Source organism: Tersicoccus phoenicis (genome assembly GCF_001968835.1).
Taxonomy (GTDB): domain Bacteria; phylum Actinomycetota; class Actinomycetes; order Actinomycetales; family Micrococcaceae; genus Tersicoccus; species Tersicoccus phoenicis.
Map to the genome: position 1 here is coordinate 1 of NZ_MRDE01000039.1, position 17,932 is coordinate 17,932.

At 69.3% G+C, this 17,932-nt stretch carries 21 protein-coding genes and 3 pseudogenes; 14 read left to right on the forward strand and 10 right to left on the reverse strand.

Translation table 11 applies throughout. From position 1 onward, the window contains the following. The coding region (locus tag BKD30_RS06910; protein WP_143588098.1) for a transposase at positions 1 to 148 on the forward strand (148 nt) is incomplete at its 5' end. After that, positions 145 to 594 carry a COG1361 family protein gene (locus BKD30_RS15835; RefSeq protein WP_143588099.1) on the forward strand — a complete coding sequence of 150 codons (450 nt, stop codon included), beginning with the start codon at positions 145 to 147 and terminating at the stop codon, positions 592 to 594. The genes BKD30_RS06910 and BKD30_RS15835, both read left to right, overlap by 4 nt. Positions 595 to 754: 160 nt before the next feature. Here the strand turns inward: BKD30_RS15835 and BKD30_RS06915 are convergent, their stop codons facing one another. Beyond that, on the reverse strand, positions 755 to 2,650 hold the full coding sequence (locus BKD30_RS06915; RefSeq protein ID WP_076703479.1) for an FAD-binding monooxygenase: 1,896 nt from the start codon (positions 2,648 to 2,650) through the stop codon (positions 755 to 757). A 337-nt stretch (positions 2,651 to 2,987) separates the two neighbouring features. Here BKD30_RS06915 and BKD30_RS17055 point away from each other — a divergent pair. Further along, positions 2,988 to 3,434: pseudogene (locus BKD30_RS17055) on the forward strand (hypothetical protein); the annotation flags it as partial. 202 nt (positions 3,435 to 3,636) lie between these two features. Here the strand turns inward: BKD30_RS17055 and BKD30_RS06925 are convergent. Together BKD30_RS06925 and BKD30_RS06930 are read right to left on the reverse strand one after the other, a co-directional pair. Beyond that, positions 3,637 to 4,353, reverse strand: a complete 717-nt coding sequence (locus BKD30_RS06925) for an SCO1664 family protein (RefSeq protein WP_076703486.1) — start codon at positions 4,351 to 4,353, stop codon at positions 3,637 to 3,639. Positions 4,354 to 4,422: 69 nt separating this feature from the next. After that, positions 4,423 to 5,106, reverse strand: coding sequence for an MSMEG_4193 family putative phosphomutase (locus tag BKD30_RS06930; RefSeq protein WP_076703487.1), 684 nt, complete (start codon positions 5,104 to 5,106; stop codon positions 4,423 to 4,425). Positions 5,107 to 5,338: 232 nt separating this feature from the next. Between BKD30_RS06930 and BKD30_RS06935 the strand changes: the two genes are divergently transcribed. The 5 genes and pseudogenes from BKD30_RS06935 (at position 5,339) to BKD30_RS06950 (ending at position 9,623) form a co-directional block, all read left to right on the forward strand. Then, positions 5,339 to 5,815 (forward strand): DUF2243 domain-containing protein, encoded by a 477-nt coding sequence (locus tag BKD30_RS06935; protein ID WP_076703488.1) that lies wholly within the window; start codon positions 5,339 to 5,341, stop codon positions 5,813 to 5,815. Between the two features lie 18 nt (positions 5,816 to 5,833). Further along, positions 5,834 to 6,001 (forward strand): annotated as a pseudogene (locus tag BKD30_RS17060) (cytochrome c oxidase assembly protein); the annotation flags it as partial. Positions 6,002 to 6,029: 28 nt separating this feature from the next. Next, positions 6,030 to 6,167 carry a hypothetical protein gene (locus tag BKD30_RS16110; protein WP_159440551.1) on the forward strand — a complete coding sequence of 46 codons (138 nt, stop codon included), beginning with the start codon at positions 6,030 to 6,032 and terminating at the stop codon, positions 6,165 to 6,167. A gap of 44 nt (positions 6,168 to 6,211) precedes the next feature. Beyond that, on the forward strand, positions 6,212 to 7,600 hold the full coding sequence (locus BKD30_RS06945) for a sigma 54-interacting transcriptional regulator (RefSeq protein WP_076703511.1): 1,389 nt from the start codon (positions 6,212 to 6,214) through the stop codon (positions 7,598 to 7,600). A gap of 10 nt (positions 7,601 to 7,610) precedes the next feature. Next, positions 7,611 to 9,623 (forward strand): vWA domain-containing protein, encoded by a 2,013-nt coding sequence (locus BKD30_RS06950; protein ID WP_076703490.1) that lies wholly within the window; start codon positions 7,611 to 7,613, stop codon positions 9,621 to 9,623. A gap of 5 nt (positions 9,624 to 9,628) precedes the next feature. On the opposite strand, the gene BKD30_RS06955 is transcribed toward BKD30_RS06950, so the two are convergent. Then, positions 9,629 to 10,552 carry an NADP-dependent oxidoreductase gene (locus BKD30_RS06955; protein WP_076703492.1) on the reverse strand — a complete coding sequence of 308 codons (924 nt, stop codon included), beginning with the start codon at positions 10,550 to 10,552 and terminating at the stop codon, positions 9,629 to 9,631. A gap of 123 nt (positions 10,553 to 10,675) precedes the next feature. Here BKD30_RS06955 and BKD30_RS06960 point away from each other — a divergent pair, with 123 nt between their 5' ends. The 3 genes from BKD30_RS06960 (at position 10,676) to BKD30_RS06970 (ending at position 13,077) form a co-directional block, all read left to right on the forward strand. Further along, the gene (locus BKD30_RS06960; RefSeq protein ID WP_076703494.1) at positions 10,676 to 11,020 is read left to right on the forward strand and encodes a GNAT family N-acetyltransferase; all 345 of its coding nucleotides are present in this window, start codon (positions 10,676 to 10,678) and stop codon (positions 11,018 to 11,020) included. After that, on the forward strand, positions 11,017 to 11,751 hold the full coding sequence (locus BKD30_RS06965) for a haloacid dehalogenase type II (protein ID WP_076703496.1): 735 nt from the start codon (positions 11,017 to 11,019) through the stop codon (positions 11,749 to 11,751). Before BKD30_RS06960 ends, BKD30_RS06965 begins: the two co-directional genes overlap by 4 nt. A gap of 153 nt (positions 11,752 to 11,904) precedes the next feature. Next, complete coding sequence (locus BKD30_RS06970) at positions 11,905 to 13,077, forward strand: baeRF2 domain-containing protein (RefSeq protein ID WP_076703498.1); 1,173 nt, start codon at positions 11,905 to 11,907, stop codon at positions 13,075 to 13,077. 53 nt (positions 13,078 to 13,130) lie between these two features. Here the strand turns inward: BKD30_RS06970 and BKD30_RS06975 are convergent, their stop codons facing one another. Both BKD30_RS06975 and BKD30_RS06980 read right to left on the reverse strand, forming a co-directional pair. After that, positions 13,131 to 13,511: a type II toxin-antitoxin system VapC family toxin gene (locus BKD30_RS06975; RefSeq protein WP_076703500.1), complete on the reverse strand. Its 381-nt coding sequence runs from the start codon at positions 13,509 to 13,511 to the stop codon at positions 13,131 to 13,133. Between the two features lies 1 nt (position 13,512). Next, entirely contained in the window at positions 13,513 to 13,704 is a 192-nt protein-coding gene (locus tag BKD30_RS06980; protein ID WP_076703501.1) for a type II toxin-antitoxin system VapB family antitoxin, read from the reverse strand. A 193-nt stretch (positions 13,705 to 13,897) separates the two neighbouring features. On the opposite strand from BKD30_RS06980, the gene BKD30_RS06985 reads away from it, so the two are divergent. Further along, positions 13,898 to 14,557: an SGNH/GDSL hydrolase family protein gene (locus BKD30_RS06985; RefSeq protein WP_076703503.1), complete on the forward strand. Its 660-nt coding sequence runs from the start codon at positions 13,898 to 13,900 to the stop codon at positions 14,555 to 14,557. A 33-nt stretch (positions 14,558 to 14,590) separates the two neighbouring features. Here the strand turns inward: BKD30_RS06985 and BKD30_RS06990 are convergent, their stop codons facing one another. Beyond that, complete coding sequence (locus BKD30_RS06990) at positions 14,591 to 14,929, reverse strand: HepT-like ribonuclease domain-containing protein (RefSeq protein ID WP_076703505.1); 339 nt, start codon at positions 14,927 to 14,929, stop codon at positions 14,591 to 14,593. Then, entirely contained in the window at positions 14,926 to 15,369 is a 444-nt protein-coding gene (locus BKD30_RS06995; protein WP_076703507.1) for a helix-turn-helix domain-containing protein, read from the reverse strand. The genes BKD30_RS06990 and BKD30_RS06995 overlap by 4 nt, the downstream gene beginning before the upstream one ends. Positions 15,370 to 15,631: 262 nt before the next feature. On the opposite strand from BKD30_RS06995, the pseudogene BKD30_RS16850 reads away from it, so the two are divergent. Together BKD30_RS16850 and BKD30_RS16855 are read left to right on the forward strand one after the other, a co-directional pair. Continuing rightward, a pseudogene (locus BKD30_RS16850) lies at positions 15,632 to 15,727 on the forward strand (excisionase family DNA-binding protein); the annotation flags it as partial. 30 nt (positions 15,728 to 15,757) lie between these two features. Next, a complete protein-coding gene (locus BKD30_RS16855) occupies positions 15,758 to 15,889 on the forward strand; it encodes a hypothetical protein (protein ID WP_268874371.1) in 132 nt (43 codons plus the stop codon). A 620-nt stretch (positions 15,890 to 16,509) separates the two neighbouring features. On the opposite strand, the gene BKD30_RS07010 is transcribed toward BKD30_RS16855, so the two are convergent. Together BKD30_RS07010 and BKD30_RS15850 are read right to left on the reverse strand one after the other, a co-directional pair. Beyond that, complete coding sequence (locus tag BKD30_RS07010) at positions 16,510 to 17,142, reverse strand: ArsR family transcriptional regulator (RefSeq protein WP_235861546.1); 633 nt, start codon at positions 17,140 to 17,142, stop codon at positions 16,510 to 16,512. A gap of 48 nt (positions 17,143 to 17,190) precedes the next feature. Further along, a complete protein-coding gene (locus tag BKD30_RS15850) occupies positions 17,191 to 17,763 on the reverse strand; it encodes a hypothetical protein (protein WP_143588100.1) in 573 nt (190 codons plus the stop codon). Positions 17,764 to 17,932: the final 169 nt, after the last annotated feature.

A 17,932-nucleotide genomic window follows, 5' to 3' on the forward strand; every position in this document is an offset into this window, starting at 1 on the left:
ATCCAACGGTCCGACCGAGGCGATCAATGGCCGCCTCGAGCACCTCCGCGGCTCCGCGCTCGGGTTCCGCAACCTCACCAACTACATCGCCAGAAGCTTGCTCGAGACCGGAGGCTTCAGACCGCGCCTACACCCTGGATTGGGATGAGCCGCATTGGCCCTCGGATGGCTGAAGGCTACATCTACTTGACGATCTCGAATCAAGGAGCGAGCGCGGCACGGGACGTCGCGATTTCCTTCCATCCGCCCCTTCCCGATTACCAGAAGACGGACGATGGGCAAGACGGCGTAGTCGCACCCGTCCTGAGAAGGCGGTATGCGGAACCCGTGACAATCATCGGAATTGGTGAATCACTGAACAACCTTTATTGGTATCAGCGCGGAGCAAGCAATGAACCAGCTGAACCGGTGCCAGCGAAGTTCTCCGTCGGCGTCAAGTACCAAGATGATCGAGGCCGATCGTATGAAGATTCCTTCCCGTTGGACGTGGCCACCATCGCCCATGAAACGCAGTCGTTTCCTGGGGGTCAAGAGTGGAGCAAAATCACTGCAAGGGCGACGAATGCAATTCCCTGGGAGCTCTGGAACCGATAACTGATGGGCACCCGTGGGTGGGCGCGGAGCTCGCTGGCGGCCTCGAGAAGCGCCGGAACTGGTGGTGCACCGGTGCCAGCCGGAGCCCTAAACGGCCCCGCCGACGACGAGGACCGCACCGATTGGTGGAGAACGCTCGTCGTCGATTGCATCGTACGCCTCAGGAGCGGGCGGTCGCCCGCCCCAGGATCGGCGCGAAGAACGCGGCGAGCTCGTCCGTGGCCGTCAACGGCAGGACGGCGGCCACGTACTGGTCGGGCCGGACGACGACGACGACACCGGAGCGGTCCAGACCGCGCTCGTCGAAGATGTCCGCCGTCGGGTCGATGCCGAAGGACTTCGACAGGTCCGTCAGGGAGAACGGGCCGACGTGGGGCCGGAACACCGACGGCACGGCGTTGATGTCGACCTGCGAGTGGAGCTGCTGGTAGACGATCTTGACGTCGAACCAGGCGTCGGCGTCCGCATCCGCGGGGGTGGCCGCCAGGGGGGAACCCGGCGCGGTCTCCAGCCAGCGTGCCAGATCGGTGACCGCTCCGGGCGCTCCCGCGGGCGCCCGGTCGGCGAAGACGTAGATCCGCCAGCGACCGTCGGCCGTGGCGAGGTGGCCCAGTTGCACCGGGTTGGTGTCGCACACGCGCACCACGGGCGCGGACTTGAACCGCTTGCCGACCGGGAAGCCGACTGCGCGCTGCTGGTGGGTGGCCGCGCCGGTGATGAGCGACGGCGCGTATTCCGTCATGAATCCGGCGGGGAACTCCGCCGTGCGCACGTAGAAGTCCTCGAGCTCCGCGGGGTCGGCGAAGTCCTCGGGCTTCTTCGCCATCATCGACGACCACTCCTTGTCGAAGTCGATGAGGTTCTTCGCGACCACTTGGCGTTCGGCCGAGTAGGTGGAGAGCAGGCTCTCCGGACTGCGCCCCTCCAGCACGTGCCCGAGCTTCCAGGCGATGTTGAAGCCGTCCTGCATCGAGACGTTCATGCCCTGACCGGCCTTCGCGCTGTGCGTGTGGCAGGCGTCGCCGGTGATGAACACGCGGGGGGTGCGCGTGCCGACGGACTCCGGCAGCAGGTCGTCGAAGCGGTCCGTGAGCCGGTGACCGACCTCGTACACGCTGTGCCAGGCGACGTCGCGCACGTCGACGACGTAGGGGTGCAGGATCTCGTTGGCCCTGGCGATGATCTCTTCGATCGGGGTCTTCCGCACGGCGCCCGCGTTGTCCACCGGCACCTCGCCGAGGTCGACGTACATCCGGAACAGGAAGCCGCCCTCCCGCGGGATCAGCAGGATGGATCCGCCCGTGTGGGACTGGATCGCGCACTTGGTGCGGATGTCGGGGAAGTCCGTCTCGGCGAGCACGTCCATCACGCCCCACGCGTGGTTGGCCCGGTCACCGGCCATGGTGCACCCGATCGCCTCACGCACCTTGCTGCGGGCACCGTCGCACCCGATGACGTACTTCGCGTGGACGGTGCGCTCCTCGCCCTCCCGCGCGCCGACGCCGCTCAGGGTGACGGTGACGGGGTGGTCGCCGTCGTCGGCGACGGCAAGGCCCCGGAACTCCCAACCGTAGTCCGGGGTCAGCCGGGTCGGGGAGAGCGCCGCCACCTCGGCGAAGTAGTCGAGGACGCGGGCCTGGTTGACGATCAGGTGCGGGAATTCGCTGATCCCGAACTCGTCGTCGACGGCACGGCCACCGCGCACGATCCGGGTCGGGTCCTCGGTGCCCGGGCGCCAGAAGTTCATCTCGGTGATCCGGTACGCCTCCGCGATGATCCGCTCGGCGAAGCCGAAGGCCTGGAAGGTCTCGACGCTGCGGGCCTGGATGCCGTCGGCCTGCCCGATCGCCAGCCGGCCTTCCCGGCGCTCCACCAGCCGGGTGGTGATGCCCGGGAACTGGGCGAGCTGTGCCGCGGCGAGCATGCCGGCGGGACCGGACCCCACGATGAGGACGTCGACCTCCTCCGGCAGCTCACCCGGGCGGTCGACGCCGACGCCGGCGGCGGGCTGGATCCGCGGGTCACCCGAGACGTAACCGTGGTGGTGGAACTGCACGAGGCACCCCTTATAGCGTGTTGTTGCGTCGGCGGAAACCTGGAATCCACCGCCGTTCGATAATCGAACACGCGATTCGATAACTGAACACGCGTCTGCCCAGCAGGCTACGGAAGGATGAGGTGAGTCACAAGCGGGCGCGGGACGGCGTGGTCAGATCAGCGGCCAAGGGAACCGGTGACGGGTCACGACTCGCAGCGCAGTGATGCGAGGCTCCTTCGACCCGGGGCCGAAGAGAAGCCCGGCAACGCAATAGCCCCGGCGATATGCTCGGTTTCTCAGAGCAGGGATCGTTCCGGGGCTTTCAACGTCAACTGTAGCAAATCGGAGAGCGACCTTGCCGTTCCAGCCGACAGAGGCCCAGCTCTCCCGCTGGGTCAGCACGGAGCGCCTGAACCGCTACCGCGCAACGGGGCGGCCGGTCGTCCCGCTCTATCTCTGGAACGCGGAGACTTCAGCGGCGTGCTTCGAGAGCATCGGGCACGTGGAAGTTCTGCTCCGCAACGTGATCCACCGACAGCTGGCCGCGCACTCCGGGGGCGAGCGTTGGTACCTCGACCGCCAGTACCGGCTGACCTCCCGTGCACAGGACGACGTCAGTACGGCCCGATTCCGCGCCCGGACCCAGAACGGGATCGAGTCCCCGGGCAAGGTGGTCGCAGAACTGACGTTCGGCTTCTGGAGGTTTCTCCTGACCCGCCGATACCAGACAACGATCTGGCCGCGAATTTCGCCCGGTTTCGCTGGAGTCGCCAGCCACCGGCGACATCGAGCCGAGCTGGAGAGCGCGGTGAAACGTATCCATGTTCTCCGGAATCGGGTGGCACACCACGAGCCGATCTTCCATCTGCCTATTCGGAATCGGCTGGACGACATGCTCTTGGTCGCCCGCTACGTCGACGGTGATGCCGAGCGGATGCTCCAGGAGAGTTCGCGAGTCGATCTGGTGCTGGCTCGCTCACGCCTGACCCGAACTTGGCGACTCCTCAGATCAAGGGCCACGGGAACCAGCGGCCGGTCACGTCGATCGGGAACATGCGCCGCATCAGCAGGCTCTGGACCCGCTCCCGCAGCGCCCGCACCTCGGCGGCGTCGAGCAGCTCGGCGACCTCCGCAGGCACCTCCTCGGCCAGCGGGGCGATGTCGGCGAGCAGGCCCTCGTCGACCGGCTCTCCGCCGAAGTCCCAGATCACGGTGCGCAGCTTGAACGGCGCCGAAAAGCACAGCCCGTGGTCGATGCCCCAGATCCGCCCGTCCGTGCCACGCAGCACGTGCCCGGCCTTGCGGTCCGTGTTGTTGGTGACGACGTCGAACACGGCCATCCGGCGCAGGTCGTCATGGGTCTGCGGGAAGCCTTCCATCAAGGTGAAGTAGTGCTCGGCCAGGTTGCACTCGACGAACCACTGCAGCGACCCGATGCCGAAGGGCGCGTCGTCGCGCACCACCGTCGCGGGCACCAGGTCCCATCCCAGCGCGGCACTGAGCAGGTAGGCCGCCCGCTCCCGTCGGTACAGGCCCGGCTCGAAGTCCCACAGGGGCTTCTCCCCCAGCTCGGGCTTGTAGATTGCCCACGACTTCTCGTCAGCATCGGCAGGGTCGGCCACCTCGACGAGGAAAGTCTCGTTGCTGCTGCGGGCGATCTGGCCGAGGAGCTCGATGGTGCCGCCGTCGAGAATTCCGAGCTCACGTTCGTCACCGGCCACGCGGGCCTCGAAAGACGGCGCTGGTGCCGATCAGACTGCTCACGACGCTCGTTCTCATGACGCCGGCTTTCACGACGCGGTCAGATCCGCCAGCGACGCCTGGGACGAGTTGACCATCAGCACCACCGGGTCCCGACCGTCCTGGTACGAGATGACGGACACCGAGCAGGGGTCCACGCTGATCCGCTGGAACCGGTTCAGCGGGGTGCCGAGAGCGTCGGCGAGCGCGACGCGGATCGGGTCGGCGTGGGAGAAGCAGACCGCCGTACCGCCGAGGTGGGCCTCCTTCACCCGGGCCAGGGCGGCGACCATGCGCTCCTGCATCGCCACGAAGCTCTCCCCGCCGGGAAAGGTGAACGCGTCCGGCTCTGCCTGCACGGTGCGCCACTCGGGTAGCTTCGCCAGGTCCGCGAGTGCCCGCCCGGTCCACTCCCCGACGTCGCACTCGATCAGACCCGCGTCCTCGACGACCGGCAGTCCCGTGCAGTCCGCGGTCGGCTGCGCGGTCTCCCGGGTCCGCTGCAGCGGGGAGCTGTAGAGCGCGTCGATCGTCCGGGCGGTGAGCCGCTCGGCGACCCGCTCCGCCTGTTCGCGGCCGAGATCGGACAGGCCGAGCCCGGGCGCTCGGCCGGGCAGGAGGCGATCCGTCGTGGGCGTCGCGCCGTGCCGGACGAGGATGACCAGCGTGGTGGGAGGCGGAGGCGGCGATGCGGGTGCGGGCGCCAATGCCGTCGGGGTCTCGCCGGTCGTCATGGTCGCAGCGTAGGCGCGTCCGCCGGGTGTTCGCCACGACCGTCCGGTGGGCGGCCGGGTCCGGCGCGGCACGTCGCGGGCTTGTCGACCGTTCCGCCCACTGCGTACGGTGAGCGAGGACCCGGCCTGCCCCTCGTCGCGACCGCGGGAGCCAGAGTGGCACCGCCGGAGGCACTGCAGCAGCCGGTGCACGCCGACAGGCGTCCGCCGGGACGCCGCGAGGAGGCATCCGATGACGGCCGGCCCCACCCCAGACGCACGCGTCCGGTACGCGGGCCTCACGCTGGTTTCCGGCATCCTCTTCGGGGTCGGCCTGGTCGCCTTCCTCGACGAGACCGTGTTCCACCAACTGCTCCACTGGCACCACTTCTACGACCGGGCCACCGCCGAGGTGGGGCTCGTCTCGGACGGCCTGTTCCACGCCGCAAGCTGGATCGCCACCGTCGCCGGCCTGTTCCTGCTCGCGGACGTGCGCCGTCGGGGCGGTCTGACGCCGGCCCGCTGGTGGGGAGGGGTGCTCCTGGGCGCCGGCGCTTTCCAGCTCTATGACGGCACCGTCCAGCACCTGTGGTGGGGCGTGCACCAGATCCGTTACGTCACCGAACGACTGCCGTACGACCTGACCTGGAACCTGACGGCCCTCGTGCTGTTGGCGCTCGGCGTCGTGCTGACGATCCGCACCCGCCCCGGCGTCCTGTCCCGGCGCTGAATCGGCGGGGTTGCTGCCGTGGCCACGGGCGTCGTCGTCGCCGTCGGACGCACGGATCCCGTGACCCACATGGCGGGCCATCTGCTGGCCGGGATGGTGGGGCCACTGCTCCTGGTGCTCGCCGCTCCGGTCACCCTCGCCCTGCGCGCGCAGCCCGTCCGGCGGGCCAGGGCGCTCTCCCGCCTGCTCCGGTCGAGGCATCGACGCCGACGCGATGCGCGCGGCCGCAATGCTCATGTCCTACGGCGGGGACCTCGCCGACGCGACCCTCGCCGTGCTCCTGTGCGCCCAGTGGTACCGGGAGTCGGGAAGCCGACTGGATCGGCCCCGGACGGCACTCCGCCCCGGGTGAACAGGCCTTCCGGGTTCGGACGAGGCGGGTCTAGCGTGATTCAGGTGAGTGAGCAGCCCGAGATCAGCACGGTGGCGCAGCTACGCGCTGCCGGCCACGTCCAGAAGAGTCTCCGCGAGGAGATCCGCGACAACCTGCTGGCGGCGCTGGCCGCTGGCGAGAACCCCTGGCCGGGCCTGCACGGCTTCGACCGCACCGTCATCCCCCAGCTCGAACGCGCCCTGATCGCCGGGCACGACGTCGTCCTGCTCGGCGAGCGCGGGCAGGGCAAGACCCGCCTGTTGCGCACCCTGACCGGGCTGCTCGACGAGTGGACCCCCGTGATCGAGGGCTCGGAGCTGAACGAGCATCCGTATGAGCCGATCACCGCCGAGTCGCGGGCGCGGGCCGCGATCGACGGGGACCGATTGCCGATCGCTTGGCGGCACCGCTCGGAGCGGTACGTCGAGAAGCTCTCCACCCCGGACACCTCGGTCGCGGACATGATCGGCGACGTGGACCCGATGCGGGTCGCCGAGGGGCGCCGGCTCGGCGACCCGGAGACCATCCACTTCGGGCTGGTGCCGCGGGCGAACCGCGGCATCGTCGCCCTGAACGAGCTGCCCGACCTGGCCGAGCGGATCCAGGTGGCGCTGCTGAACGTGATGGAGGAGCGTGACATCCAGATCCGCGGCTACGTGCTGCGGCTGCCGCTGGACGTGCTCGTCGTCGCCTCGGCCAACCCGGAGGACTACACCAACCGCGGCCGGATCATCACGCCGTTGAAGGACCGGTTCGGCGCGGAGATCCGCACCCACTACCCGATCGAGCTGGACGACGAGGTCGCCGTCGTGCGCCAGGAGGCGCACCTGACCGCGGACGTGCCGGACGTGATCATGGAGATCCTCGCCCGGTTCACCCGCGCGCTGCGCGAGTCCAGCGAGATCAACCAGGCCTCCGGTGTCTCCGCCCGGTTCGCCATCGCCGGCGCCGAGACCGTCGCGGCCGCCGCCCGGCACCGGGCCACCGTACGGGCCGGCGACGAGCCCGTCGCCCGGCTCGTGGACCTGGAGACCGCCGTCGACGTGCTGATGGGCAAGATCGAGTTCGAGTCCGGTGAGGAGGGCCGGGAACGGGACATCCTCGAGCACCGGTTACGCACCGCGACCGCCGAGGCGGTACGCGAGCACTTCCGCGGCCTGGACTTCGCCCCGCTGGTCGAGGCGTTCGACGGGCGCCGCACCATCACGACCGGCGAGCGGGTCACCGCCGCCGAGTTCCTCGACGCCCTGCCGGATCTGTCCGGGTCGACGCTGTACGACGACGTCGCCGCGCGGCTGGACGGCGGCAGCACCGGCCACCGGGCCGGCGCCATCGAACTCGCCCTCGAGGGGCTCTACCTCGCCCGCAAGCTCTCCAAGGAGAGCGGCGACGGTCAGACCGTCTACGGATAGGGAGCACGCCATGCCGGGCCGCCACCAGTCCTCGTTCAGCTACGGCCGGTACGCGGGCGGGCCGGACCCGCTCGCGCCTCCGGTGGACCTCGCCGAGGCCCTGGACGCGATCGCCGACGACGTCATGTCCGGGTACTCCCCCGAGCAGGCGATGCGCGAGTTCCTCCGTCGCGGCGGCCGGAATCGCCAGGGTCTGGACGACCTGGCCGGTCGGGTGCAGCAGCGGCGCCGGGACCTGCTGCAACGTCACCGCCTCGGCGGAACGCTCGACCAGGTCAAGGAGCTGCTCGATGCGGCGGTCCTCGAGGAGCGCAAGCAGCTGGTCCGCGACGCGATGATGGACAACACGGACCGGGCGTTCCGCGAGATGCGGATGGAGAACCTGCCCTCCTCCACCGCGGCCGCGGTCAGCGAGCTCGCGGACTACGACTGGCAGTCGCAGGAGGCGCGCCAGATGTACGAGCAGATCAAGGACCTGCTCGGCCGGGAGATGCTCGATCAACGGTTCGCCGGGATGAAGCAGGCGATGGAGAACGCCACGGCCGAGGACCGGGCGGCCATCGCGCAGATGCTGGCCGACCTGAACGACCTGCTGGAGAAGCACGCCCGCGGGGAGGACACCCCCGAGGACTTCGAGCGGTTCATGGCCGAGCACGGCGACGCGTTCCCGGAGAACCCGCAGAATGTGGACGAGCTGATCGACGCCCTCGCGCGGCGCTCCGCGGCGGCGCAGCGGATGCTGCGGTCCATGTCCGCGGAGCAGCGGGAGGAGTTGATGGCCCTCTCGGCCCAGGCGTTCGGCTCCCCCGAGCTGATGGCCCAGCTGGACCGGCTCGACGCGTCGCTGCAGTCACTCCGGCCGGGCGAGGACTGGACCGGGTCCGAGCGGTTCGAGGGGCAGGAGGGACTGGGGCTGGGTGACGGGACCGGCGTCCTGCAGGACATCGCGGAACTGGACTCCCTGGCCGAGCAGCTCTCCCAGTCCTACGCCGGGTCCACCCTGTCCGATGTCGACGTCGAGTCCCTGGCCCGGCAGCTCGGCGACGAGGCCGCGGTCTCCGCGCGCACCTTGGCCGAGCTCGAGCGGGCGATGCGGGAGAGCGGGTACCTGCGCCGAGGCGCCGACGGGGACCTGCAGCTCTCTCCGAAGGCGATGCGGCGGCTCGGCAAGTCGTTGCTGCAGGACGCGGCCGGCCGGCTCTCCGGACGGCAGGGACGCCGGGACACCCGACTGGCCGGAGCGGCCGGGGAGGCGACGGGGTCCACCCGGGCGTGGCAGTTCGGCGACATCGAGCCGTGGGACGTCGGCCGCACGGTCACCAACGCGATCGGCCGGGTGGTCTCCGAGGGCCGGGACCCGGCCGGTGGGATCCGGCTGGACGTGCGCGACGTCGAGGTCCGGGAGACCGAGGCCCGGACGCAGGCGGCGGTGGCGCTGCTGGTGGACACGTCCTTCTCGATGGCGGCGGAGGGACGGTGGGTGCCGATGAAGCGCACCGCCCTGGCCCTGCACCACCTGGTCTCCACCCGGTTCCGCGGGGACCGGCTGCAGCTGGTCACGTTCGGCCGGTACGCGCAGCGACGCGACATCGGCGAACTCACCGCGTTGTCCGCGATGCGTGAGCAGGGCACCAACCTGCATCACGGGTTGACGCTGGCCACCCGGTTCTTCCGGCAGCACCCGACGATGCAGCCGGTACTGCTCGTCGTCACCGACGGCGAGCCGACCGCGCACCTGGTGGGTAACGGTCAGGCCTGGTTCTCGTGGCCGCCCGAGCCGGAGACGGTCCGCGCGACGGTCGCCGAACTGGACCGGGTCGGCCGGCTCGGCGCGGAGGTCACGTTCTTCCGGCTCGGCGACGATCCGGGACTGGAGCGGTTCCTCCAGTCCATGGCGCACCGGGTGGACGGGCGCGTCGTCTCCCCCGACCCCGCCGACCTCGGCGCCGCCGTCGTCGGTGAGTTCCTGCGGCACCGCTACCCGGGCACCGGTTCGACGTTCGGGGACGTCGAGTGGGAGTGAGTGCTTCAGCGCGTCACGTCGATGACGAGCTTGCCCTTCGCCTCGCCGGCCTGGCTGACCCGAAAGGCCTCGGCCACCTGGTCGAGCGGGAAGGTCCGGTCGATGTCCAGCGTCAACTCGCCGGCGTCCACCAGACGCAGCAGCTCGGCCAGGCCGGCGGCGTCGGGCCGCACCCAGATCCACCGGCCGCCGTGCTCGGTGACCGCGGGGTCGGCCACGGAGACGTGCCGACCGCCGTCCTTCAGCACGGCGAGCGTCGTCTCGAGGACGCCGCCGACGAAGTCCGCGACCGCGTCGACGCCGTCGGGCGCGGCCTCCCGCACCCGGTCGGTCAACCCGTCCCCGTAGGTGACGGGGATGACGCCGATGTCCCGGAGCTTGTCCGCACTGGCCTGGGACGCGGTGCCGATCACGGTGGCGCCCTGCCGACGGGCCAGCTGGCACGCGAGGTAACCGACCCCGCCGGACGCCGCGTGGATGAGCACCGTGTCCCCCGCCGCCAGGTCCAGCGCCTCGATGCTGCGCTTCGCGGTCAGTCCCGTCAACGGGAGAGCCGCGGCCACGTCGTCGGTGACGTCGTCGGGGATCATGGTGGCGAATTCGGCCGGGAGCATGACGTACTCGGCGAAGGTGCCACCGGAGACCACCATCTTGCGGGCGTACGAGGCGACCCGGTCGCCGGCCGCGAACTCCGGGGTGTCGGGGCCGACCTGCTCGACGACGCCCGCGACGTCCCAACCCGGGACCACCGGGAAGTGAGCGTTCATCATGGCGTCCAGGCCACCGGCCATCACCTTCCAGTCCACCGGGTTGACCGAGGCGCGGGTCGCTCGGACCAGGATCTGGCCGGGTCCCACCTTGGGGGTCGGCAGGTCCTGCAGGTGCAGGACGTCGGTGTCTCCGTATCGGTCGTACGTCATGGCGCGCATGGTCGGCACAACCGACGGAGACAGCAGCCCTATTCCGGACGGCTGCGATGCCTTGACGCGCGGCCGGACGTCCGGTCTGCTGGAGGCAGTGCGAAGGATGACGGCCACCGACCGAGGAGACCCGTGGACGCTGACATCACGGTCCGGAACAACCGCGACCGCGGCCGGTACGAACTGATCGACGACGGGGCCGTCATCGGGAAGGCCTCCTGGATGCCCTTCGACGGTCCCGACGGTCCCGAGCGGATCTTCTTCCACACCACGGTCGACGAGGATCACGCCGGGCAGGGACTGGCGTCCACGCTCGCCCGGCAGGCTCTGGCCGACACGGCGCACGCCGGGATCCGCATTGTCCCGGTCTGCTCCTACATCAAGACCTGGTTGAGCAAGCACCCCGGGCAGGAGAACGTGGTTGCGGTCCGGGCCGAGCACCTGGCGGCGGTGCCGTCCCCGGAGCCGACGTCATGAGCACCGACGGTGTGAGCGCCGAGGACGTGGACGTGATCGTGTTCGACGTCAACGAAACCCTGTCGGACATGAGGCCCCTGGGCGCGGCGTTCGCCGCGGTGGGCACGCCCGAGCAGCTGGCCGCCACCTGGTTCGCCGGGATCCTGCGGGACGGCTTCGCCGCGGCCGTCGCCGGCGACAACGTTCCGTTCGCGCGGATCGCCGAGCGGGGTCTAATCGGGTTGCTGGCCACCCACGGCGTGGACGGGCCGGAGCAGGCCGTCACCTCGATCATGAACGCTCTGCAGGCCCTCGAGGTGCATCCCGACGTCGTGCCCGGGATCGAGGCACTGCACGGGCGAGCGGACCTCGTGACCCTGGGCAACGGGTCGGCCGCGACGGCCCGCGGACTGCTCGAGGGAGCCGGCGTCGTGAACGCCTTCGCGCGGTTCCTCAGCGTCGAGGACGCGCCCGCGTGGAAGCCGCATCGGACGGCCTACGCCCACGCCGCGTCCACGTGCGACAGTCCGCCGGAGCGAATGCTGATGGTCGCGGTGCACCCGTGGGACATCCACGGCGCGCACGCCGCCGGACTGCGGACCGCGTGGATCGACCGTGACGGCGGCCGCTACCCGGAGTACTTCACGCCGCCCGACCTGGCGGTCCCGGACCTGGTGGCCTCGCCGAACGGCTCGGCCACAACGTGTGAGAGCTGGTTCGTCGGGCTGCTCGCACGCCGGCCCGGACAGTGACCTCGTTGTTCGTGCTCTGGTGCGCGGTCCGTCCGCGGCGACGGCGCTGTCCTTGCTCCCGAACCGGCCGCGTGGAAAGGTGGGACAACCCCCAGCGGCGACGCTGCCGGGAACGACCGCGTCGCCGTTCACCGAGGAACCAGGAGGTCATCCGTGAAACTGCCGTGGTTGAAGCCCGCCCTCGAGGACGCCGGCCCGTTCGTCTCGGTCCATCTCGACACCACTCGGACCGATCCGAGTGCGGCCACCGAGTTGACCACCCGCTGGAACCAGTGCCGCTCACGTCTCTCCTCGGCCGGCGTCGCCGACGACCTGCTCGAGGACATCGCGGACACGGTGCTCAGTCCGTCGTCCATCGGGGGCCGGCACGGTCGGGCGATCATCGCCTCGCCACGCGAGATCCTGCTCGACCGGGTGCTGCCCGTGCCGCCCCGTGAGGACGCGGCCGCGTTCGGCGACGCGCCGGTGCTACTGCCGTTGCTCCAGCTCACCCCGTACGCCGTCAGCCAGCTGCTCATCGAGGTCGACCGGGCGGGCGCGGACCTGCATCTGCGGGCCCCGGAGAACCCGGTGATCGCCCGGTCCCGCAACGACATCGAGGGCGAGTCGAGCGTCGACGGCGGCCACGACGAGCTGCACAAGGCCAGCGTCGGCGGCGGGGCCCAGCACGGGTGGCGAGCCCGCAATTTCGATGCCCGGGTGGAGGACTCGTGGGAACGCAACGCCGAGGCGGTGGCCCAGAAGGTCGACGCGCTCGTCGTCAAGCACAAGCCGGACATGGTGCTGCTCACCGGAGACGTCCGGGCGACGGCGCTGCTGAAGGACGCGCTCGGTCAGGAAGCCCGCGCCCGACTCCAGGTCGTCTCCGGCGGCACCCGTGGCGTGAGCATGGAACGTGCCTCGTTCCGCGAGGAGCTGGAGCGAGTGACGCGGGAGTTCATCGAGAAGCGACAACGGCAGCTGGCCGATCAGTTCCACGAGAACCAGCGCCGCGTCACGGATTCGTTGGCCGGGGTCGACGAGGTCAGGCAAGCGCTCGAGCGGGGGCAGGTCGACGAGCTCCTGTTCGTCGTCGGGCAGGAGCCGGAGGGCATCGAGGAGCTCATCCGGCAGGCCATCGCCACGGACGCCGGCGTCTCCGCCCTGGAGGAGGGCATCGCGTCCATCCCGGAGGGGATCGGTGCGTTGCTGCGCTGGCGGGACGAGGCGACGCCGTCGAACGAGCTGTCCAGCATGACCGACGACCCGCGCCGCGAGGACGCCGTCGACCCGGACCGTGACGACCGGACCCCGCACGAACGTGAGGAGGACGCGATCCGGGGGTGAGAGGCCCGGGTCACCGGACCGACGCCCGCATGCCGGACTGACCGCCGACGTCGTCAGTTCGACACGGGCCCTTCCGCGTGGGCGACGCCCAGAGCGACCGCGGCGGCACGCAATCGCTTGTCCCGAGTCCACAGTTGGGCGCCTCCGACCAGCCTGACGGCACCGAGAAGGTGAGCGTCGACAGGGCTGAGTCCCCGACCCCACAGGTCGCGGCCGTCCACGAATTGCAGCAACTCCACGTGGGACAGGGACGGGAACGTCGTCAGGCTCTCCACAAGGGTGAGCGTCTCCTGGCGCCGCAACAGTGATCCCAACGCGAGCTCCTCGACGACGAGAGGATGGGAGCCGACGTCGTCACGGTCAAGGAGGCGGACGAGGTGCGCCTCGGAGGCGTGGAAGTGGTCGATCCAGATCGAGGTGTCGACCAGGATCACGTCACTGAGCCCGTCGCCGCGGTGACGCCGTTGCGTCGGCATCCTCGCCGCCGAGAGCCGCCAGCCGTCGCGCGCTCTCGACGCGGATCAACGTCTCCAGACTCGTGCGCAGCAACGCCGACTTCTCGTCCACGCCGGCCAGCTCGGCGGCGCGCTTCACCAGGTCGTCATCCAGGGTCACCGTCGTCCTCATCGTCCACCACCTCCTCCGCATCGATTCTGTCACCAAATGATGTCAGTATCGATGCTTGGGCTGGCGTTTCGTCCGCCGAAGAGTCGTCGACAGTGGCCCGGTCGAGGTACGGGCGCGGGAGACAAAGGGCACTCACATCCAGGCCCGTTACCGTGGAAACGGAGAATCTGGTCGAGCCCGGGAGGGAGACCGGATGAAACGGTGGCGCTGGCGTCTGTTCGGCGGAGTGCTGGCGATGGCGGTGGCCATCACCGTGGTGGTCCTCGCGGTCGGCCAGACGGCACCCTCGGCGAGCGCGTCACGCCCGCCGAGCCTGGTGATTGTCGGCGACTCCCTGAGCACCGGGTTCGGCACGTCGCCGGATGCGGCGTGGCCCCACCTGCTCGCCGAGCAGACGCGCGGTCGCCTGAACGTCGTGAATGCCTCGGAGAACGGTGCCGGGTACCTCACGGGCGGCGACAACAACGGCACCTTCGGCTCGAACGCCGTCGCCGCCGTGACCCCCGACACGCAGACGGTCGTGTTCTTCGGTTCGGAGAACGACATGGGCGGAACTGCCTCCGATCTGACCGGCGCCGCCGTCTCCGCTCTGCGTTCGGCCCACACCACCGCCCCGGATGCACGGCTCATCGTGGTGGGACCGACGGCCTTCACGAACGAGCCCGAACCGGATCGCCTCGCCGTTCGGGACGCGCTCAAGGCGGCGGCCGCGCAGACGCACAGCCGGTTCGTCGACCCGCTGGCCGAGAACTGGCTCGCCTCCCCGCAGTACGTGGGGCCGGACGGCGACCATCCCACGGTGGCCGGTCAGCAGCAGCTGGCGAAGGAGATGATGCGGGTCCTCGGGTTGTGACGTTCCGGCCCGGTGGCTTGAGTCAGTGAGGTCTCACTCTGTTTCGAGCGATTCAATGTGCCTGCTGATCGTTGGCAGATCGACGACCATCGTGTCCCAGATCGCCTCATAGTCGGTGCTCTCATAGTGATGGGCCAAGCGGTCCCGCATCCGCTTGATCAGCGACCACGGCACTTCGGGGTGCCGGTCAGTCGCGTCAGGGCTCAAGCGTGCAACGTTCTCGCCGATCTTGATGATGAGCGATTCGGCGGCCAGACCGGGCACGTTGTCGGGATCGTCGACGTACCAGTCGTGACCGCGGCCCACGAGATTCGCACCGACCCCGCACAGGCGAACGACTTCCCTGAGCGTCGCAGCGTCCCGCTCATTCATACCGCGACGGCCGTTGCCAGGATCTCGTGATCGGCGCGCAGACCGCCGTCGGTCACTACGTCGACCTCGACACCGAGCAGTTCCCCCGCTTCTGCAGCGAATGCCGCAACCGTGAGCAGGCCGGTGCCCGCTGAGCGGGTAACGAGGATGTCCAGATCACTGCCGGGGCGGTCGGTGCCCCGTGCCGCGGAACCGAAGACGCGGACATTGCTGAGGCCGTAGCGGCCGGCAAGGCTCACCAGATCGGCTCGGCGCGCAGCGAGCGCATCGTGAGGCAAGGGACGCGCGGCTGCGCGTAGGCGCTCCAGCATCTCGCCGGAGATCCTGCGCCGCCCGGCCTCATAGGCGGCAATGTTCGGCTGAGCGACCCCGGACCGCCGGGCCAGCTCCGCCTGACTGAGGCCGGCGGCCTCGCGAAGCTCTCGGACCGGGTTCGGCATAGGTCAAGGATATCGCGTGATATGACAGGTCGAGAGCGGTGCACCTCGGCGGCGCGCGGCCGCGCTCGTCCATCTTGGCGCACACGCTCACGGAGCCGCCAATCCAGCAGCTGGAGCTCCGCTCCAGCCTGCCTTCTACCTGTCCGGCTCCCAGGAGCACGACCGCGTTGAGCTCACGGAAGAACTCCACTCCGTCCTCAAAGAGGTCGTTCGGGTCCTCTCCAGGGGTCAATCGATCAGCATCCTCACGCGAGATCAGGAGATCACCACCCAGCAGGCAGCTGACATCCTCGGACTGAGCCGACCGACCGTCGTCCGCCTCATCGATGACGGCGAGATACCTGCACACGTACCCGGAACGGTCCGCCGGAAGCTGTGGCTGGCGGATGTGATCGCCTACCGCAATGCACTGAAGGCTCGGCGCGACGAGTTCATCGCGGACAGCTCGGCCGAGTACGCCGATGCAGACACCGACGAGGTTCACACGTTCCTGGACGAAGCCCGGCGCGAAGCACGCTGACGGCGGCCAGGTCGTCATGTACCGCGCCGTCCTCGACACGTGCGCGCTCGTCCCGGGACTGCAGCGAGACTTCCTGCTTCAGCTCGCCGCAGAGGGAAGCTATACACCGGCGTGAGGTACCGGCATCCTGGTCGAACCCGACTACGTGGCGACGGCCTCAGGAACTGCTGGGTCACGTCGAGATCCCTCTGGTGAGAGCGGCGTCGAACAACGTCCGGGCGACCTGCTCGGCCTTCTCGGTCGCCGCCGCACCCACCGGTTTCGCCTCGTAGCGGTCCTGGTTGCGAGCGCGGCGCAGCGGTCGAACTCTCGCGCCGCCCTTTCCGAGGGCGGCTTGTCGAAGACGGCCTGCAGGTAACGGCCGAGCGCCTCGTGCTGACCTGGCCCGTTGGTCGTCCGGAAGCCGTACGCGGCCAGCAGTGCCTCACCCGTGTCATGACAGGCGTCGTAGGCAATTCCGTATCTGACAACAACACTGGTGAGCAACGGCAGTTGGTTCAGACGCTCCTCGGCCTGGCGCAGGAACGACGTCGCACGCGCCAAATCTGCGGGCACGATAACGAGACGTCGCGCCTCGACCAGCACGAGGATCGTCGCCTGCTGTGCGCGGGTGAGTGGAGTCACTGCCACGGCAGCTCCCCGATCACGGCTACGGCCGGGCCGCTGCGCACGCTGTCCAGGAAGCCAGAAGGTGCCCCGAACTCCTCAGTTGTGAGGATTGTCGGGTTCACGGGTCGGTGCACCGCCGTCTCGACCCGCATGCAAGCCTCGTAGACCGCGTCAACATCGGGCTCGCCGAGCACCATGACGTCGACGTCGTGCGGTGACGGACCGCCATCCCCGCGCATCCGTGCGGCGAAGGAGCCATAGAGGAAGGCGGACTCGATGCCATCGATGCCGGCGAGCTCGTCGGCCAGGATCACGAGCGGGCCGGTCACGATCCTGAGGATCTCGCGCAAGGGCTGCACCAGCGGGCTCTCGTTATTGGCGCGGATGAGCCTCGTGCGGCCCACCTGTCGCTCGCTCAGGATGCCTGCGTCCAGCAGGCGCGCGACCTCGCGGTGCGCTGTCGGGTAGGCCAGGGCGGCCGACTTGGCCACATCGGTGACGCTGAGTTCATCGCCGGTGAGCAACAATGCGGAGAGCAGGCGCGCCTGACCGTCCGACCGGAAGACCGGAGCGAGGAGCGGCGCCTCAGTTCTCATATGACTGATAATATCATTCATCATATCGATGGCTCCCCGGGCGCCCACGGAACTCGCCGAGCAGGTCAAGACTGACCACCGGCGCTGGGGGCTCGCCTACTCCTCACGTCCTGCCCGATCCACCAAGGGGGCCAGCCACCGTTTGAGCACAGGGGCGTCGCCGCCGAGAAGTGCATTCGCTTCGTGACATAGCAATGGAACCTCGTCATGTTCGCTATTACGAGTGTGGGGCGCGAGGGTGATCTTCGCGACCGGGCCTTGCAGCTCACGCTTCCAATAGCGGGCTGCGAACGCTGCGGGTACCGGACCGAAGAGCACGGCCAGCGGCATCGGCCTGACGCGACCGCCGCGCTTGCGGTAGGCGCGGAATCCGTCGTGGATCGCACCGACCATGCGATTCAGGATCGTGGGAGACCGCGCGGCGCGAACCGGGTCTCCCCCAGCGCGGATGATCGCGGCGTTCAAGCAGGAGACGAAAATGGTGTGACAATTCAGCCAGTCGACCATTCTCGACTCGGTCACGGCCTTGATCCCCGTGGAGGCCAAGATTTCCCGGACCGTACGGACGTCAGGAGCTTTGGCGTCAATAGTGGTCGGCTGCTGCCTGACCACCGCCCATACGATCCGCCCGGATTCGTCCCGGAATCCACCGATATCGGGGAACGCCAACGCCAGGCGCTCCGCGTCAACCCTGATCCACCGGTGAGGTTGGTGGGGTGAGCGTGGCGGAGAACGAGAATGCCCCCTTGAGCTGGGAAGATGTCGATTGCGACGTCTAATCCACCCAGTCAAGAGGGACACCTCGTAAGTGAAAGCTTCTCACACGATCCGGCCGGTT

What these genes read in the sequence shown, in the direction of transcription:
- BKD30_RS15835 (WP_143588099.1), top strand. Translation starts at nt 145, where the DNA reads ATGAGCCGCATTGGCCCTCGGATGGCTGAAGGCTACATCTACTTGACG.
- BKD30_RS06930 (WP_076703487.1), bottom strand. Translation starts at nt 5,106, where the DNA reads ATGACGACCGGCGAGACCCCGACGGCATTGGCGCCCGCACCCGCATCG.
- BKD30_RS06935 (WP_076703488.1), top strand. Translation starts at nt 5,339, where the DNA reads ATGACGGCCGGCCCCACCCCAGACGCACGCGTCCGGTACGCGGGCCTC.
- BKD30_RS16110 (WP_159440551.1), top strand. Translation starts at nt 6,030, where the DNA reads ATGCGCGCGGCCGCAATGCTCATGTCCTACGGCGGGGACCTCGCCGAC.
- BKD30_RS06950 (WP_076703490.1), top strand. Translation starts at nt 7,611, where the DNA reads ATGCCGGGCCGCCACCAGTCCTCGTTCAGCTACGGCCGGTACGCGGGC.
- BKD30_RS06955 (WP_076703492.1), bottom strand. Translation starts at nt 10,552, where the DNA reads ATGCGCGCCATGACGTACGACCGATACGGAGACACCGACGTCCTGCAC.
- BKD30_RS06965 (WP_076703496.1), top strand. Translation starts at nt 11,017, where the DNA reads ATGAGCACCGACGGTGTGAGCGCCGAGGACGTGGACGTGATCGTGTTC.
- BKD30_RS06980 (WP_076703501.1), bottom strand. Translation starts at nt 13,704, where the DNA reads ATGAGGACGACGGTGACCCTGGATGACGACCTGGTGAAGCGCGCCGCC.
- BKD30_RS06985 (WP_076703503.1), top strand. Translation starts at nt 13,898, where the DNA reads ATGAAACGGTGGCGCTGGCGTCTGTTCGGCGGAGTGCTGGCGATGGCG.
- BKD30_RS06990 (WP_076703505.1), bottom strand. Translation starts at nt 14,929, where the DNA reads ATGAATGAGCGGGACGCTGCGACGCTCAGGGAAGTCGTTCGCCTGTGC.
- BKD30_RS06995 (WP_076703507.1), bottom strand. Translation starts at nt 15,369, where the DNA reads ATGCCGAACCCGGTCCGAGAGCTTCGCGAGGCCGCCGGCCTCAGTCAG.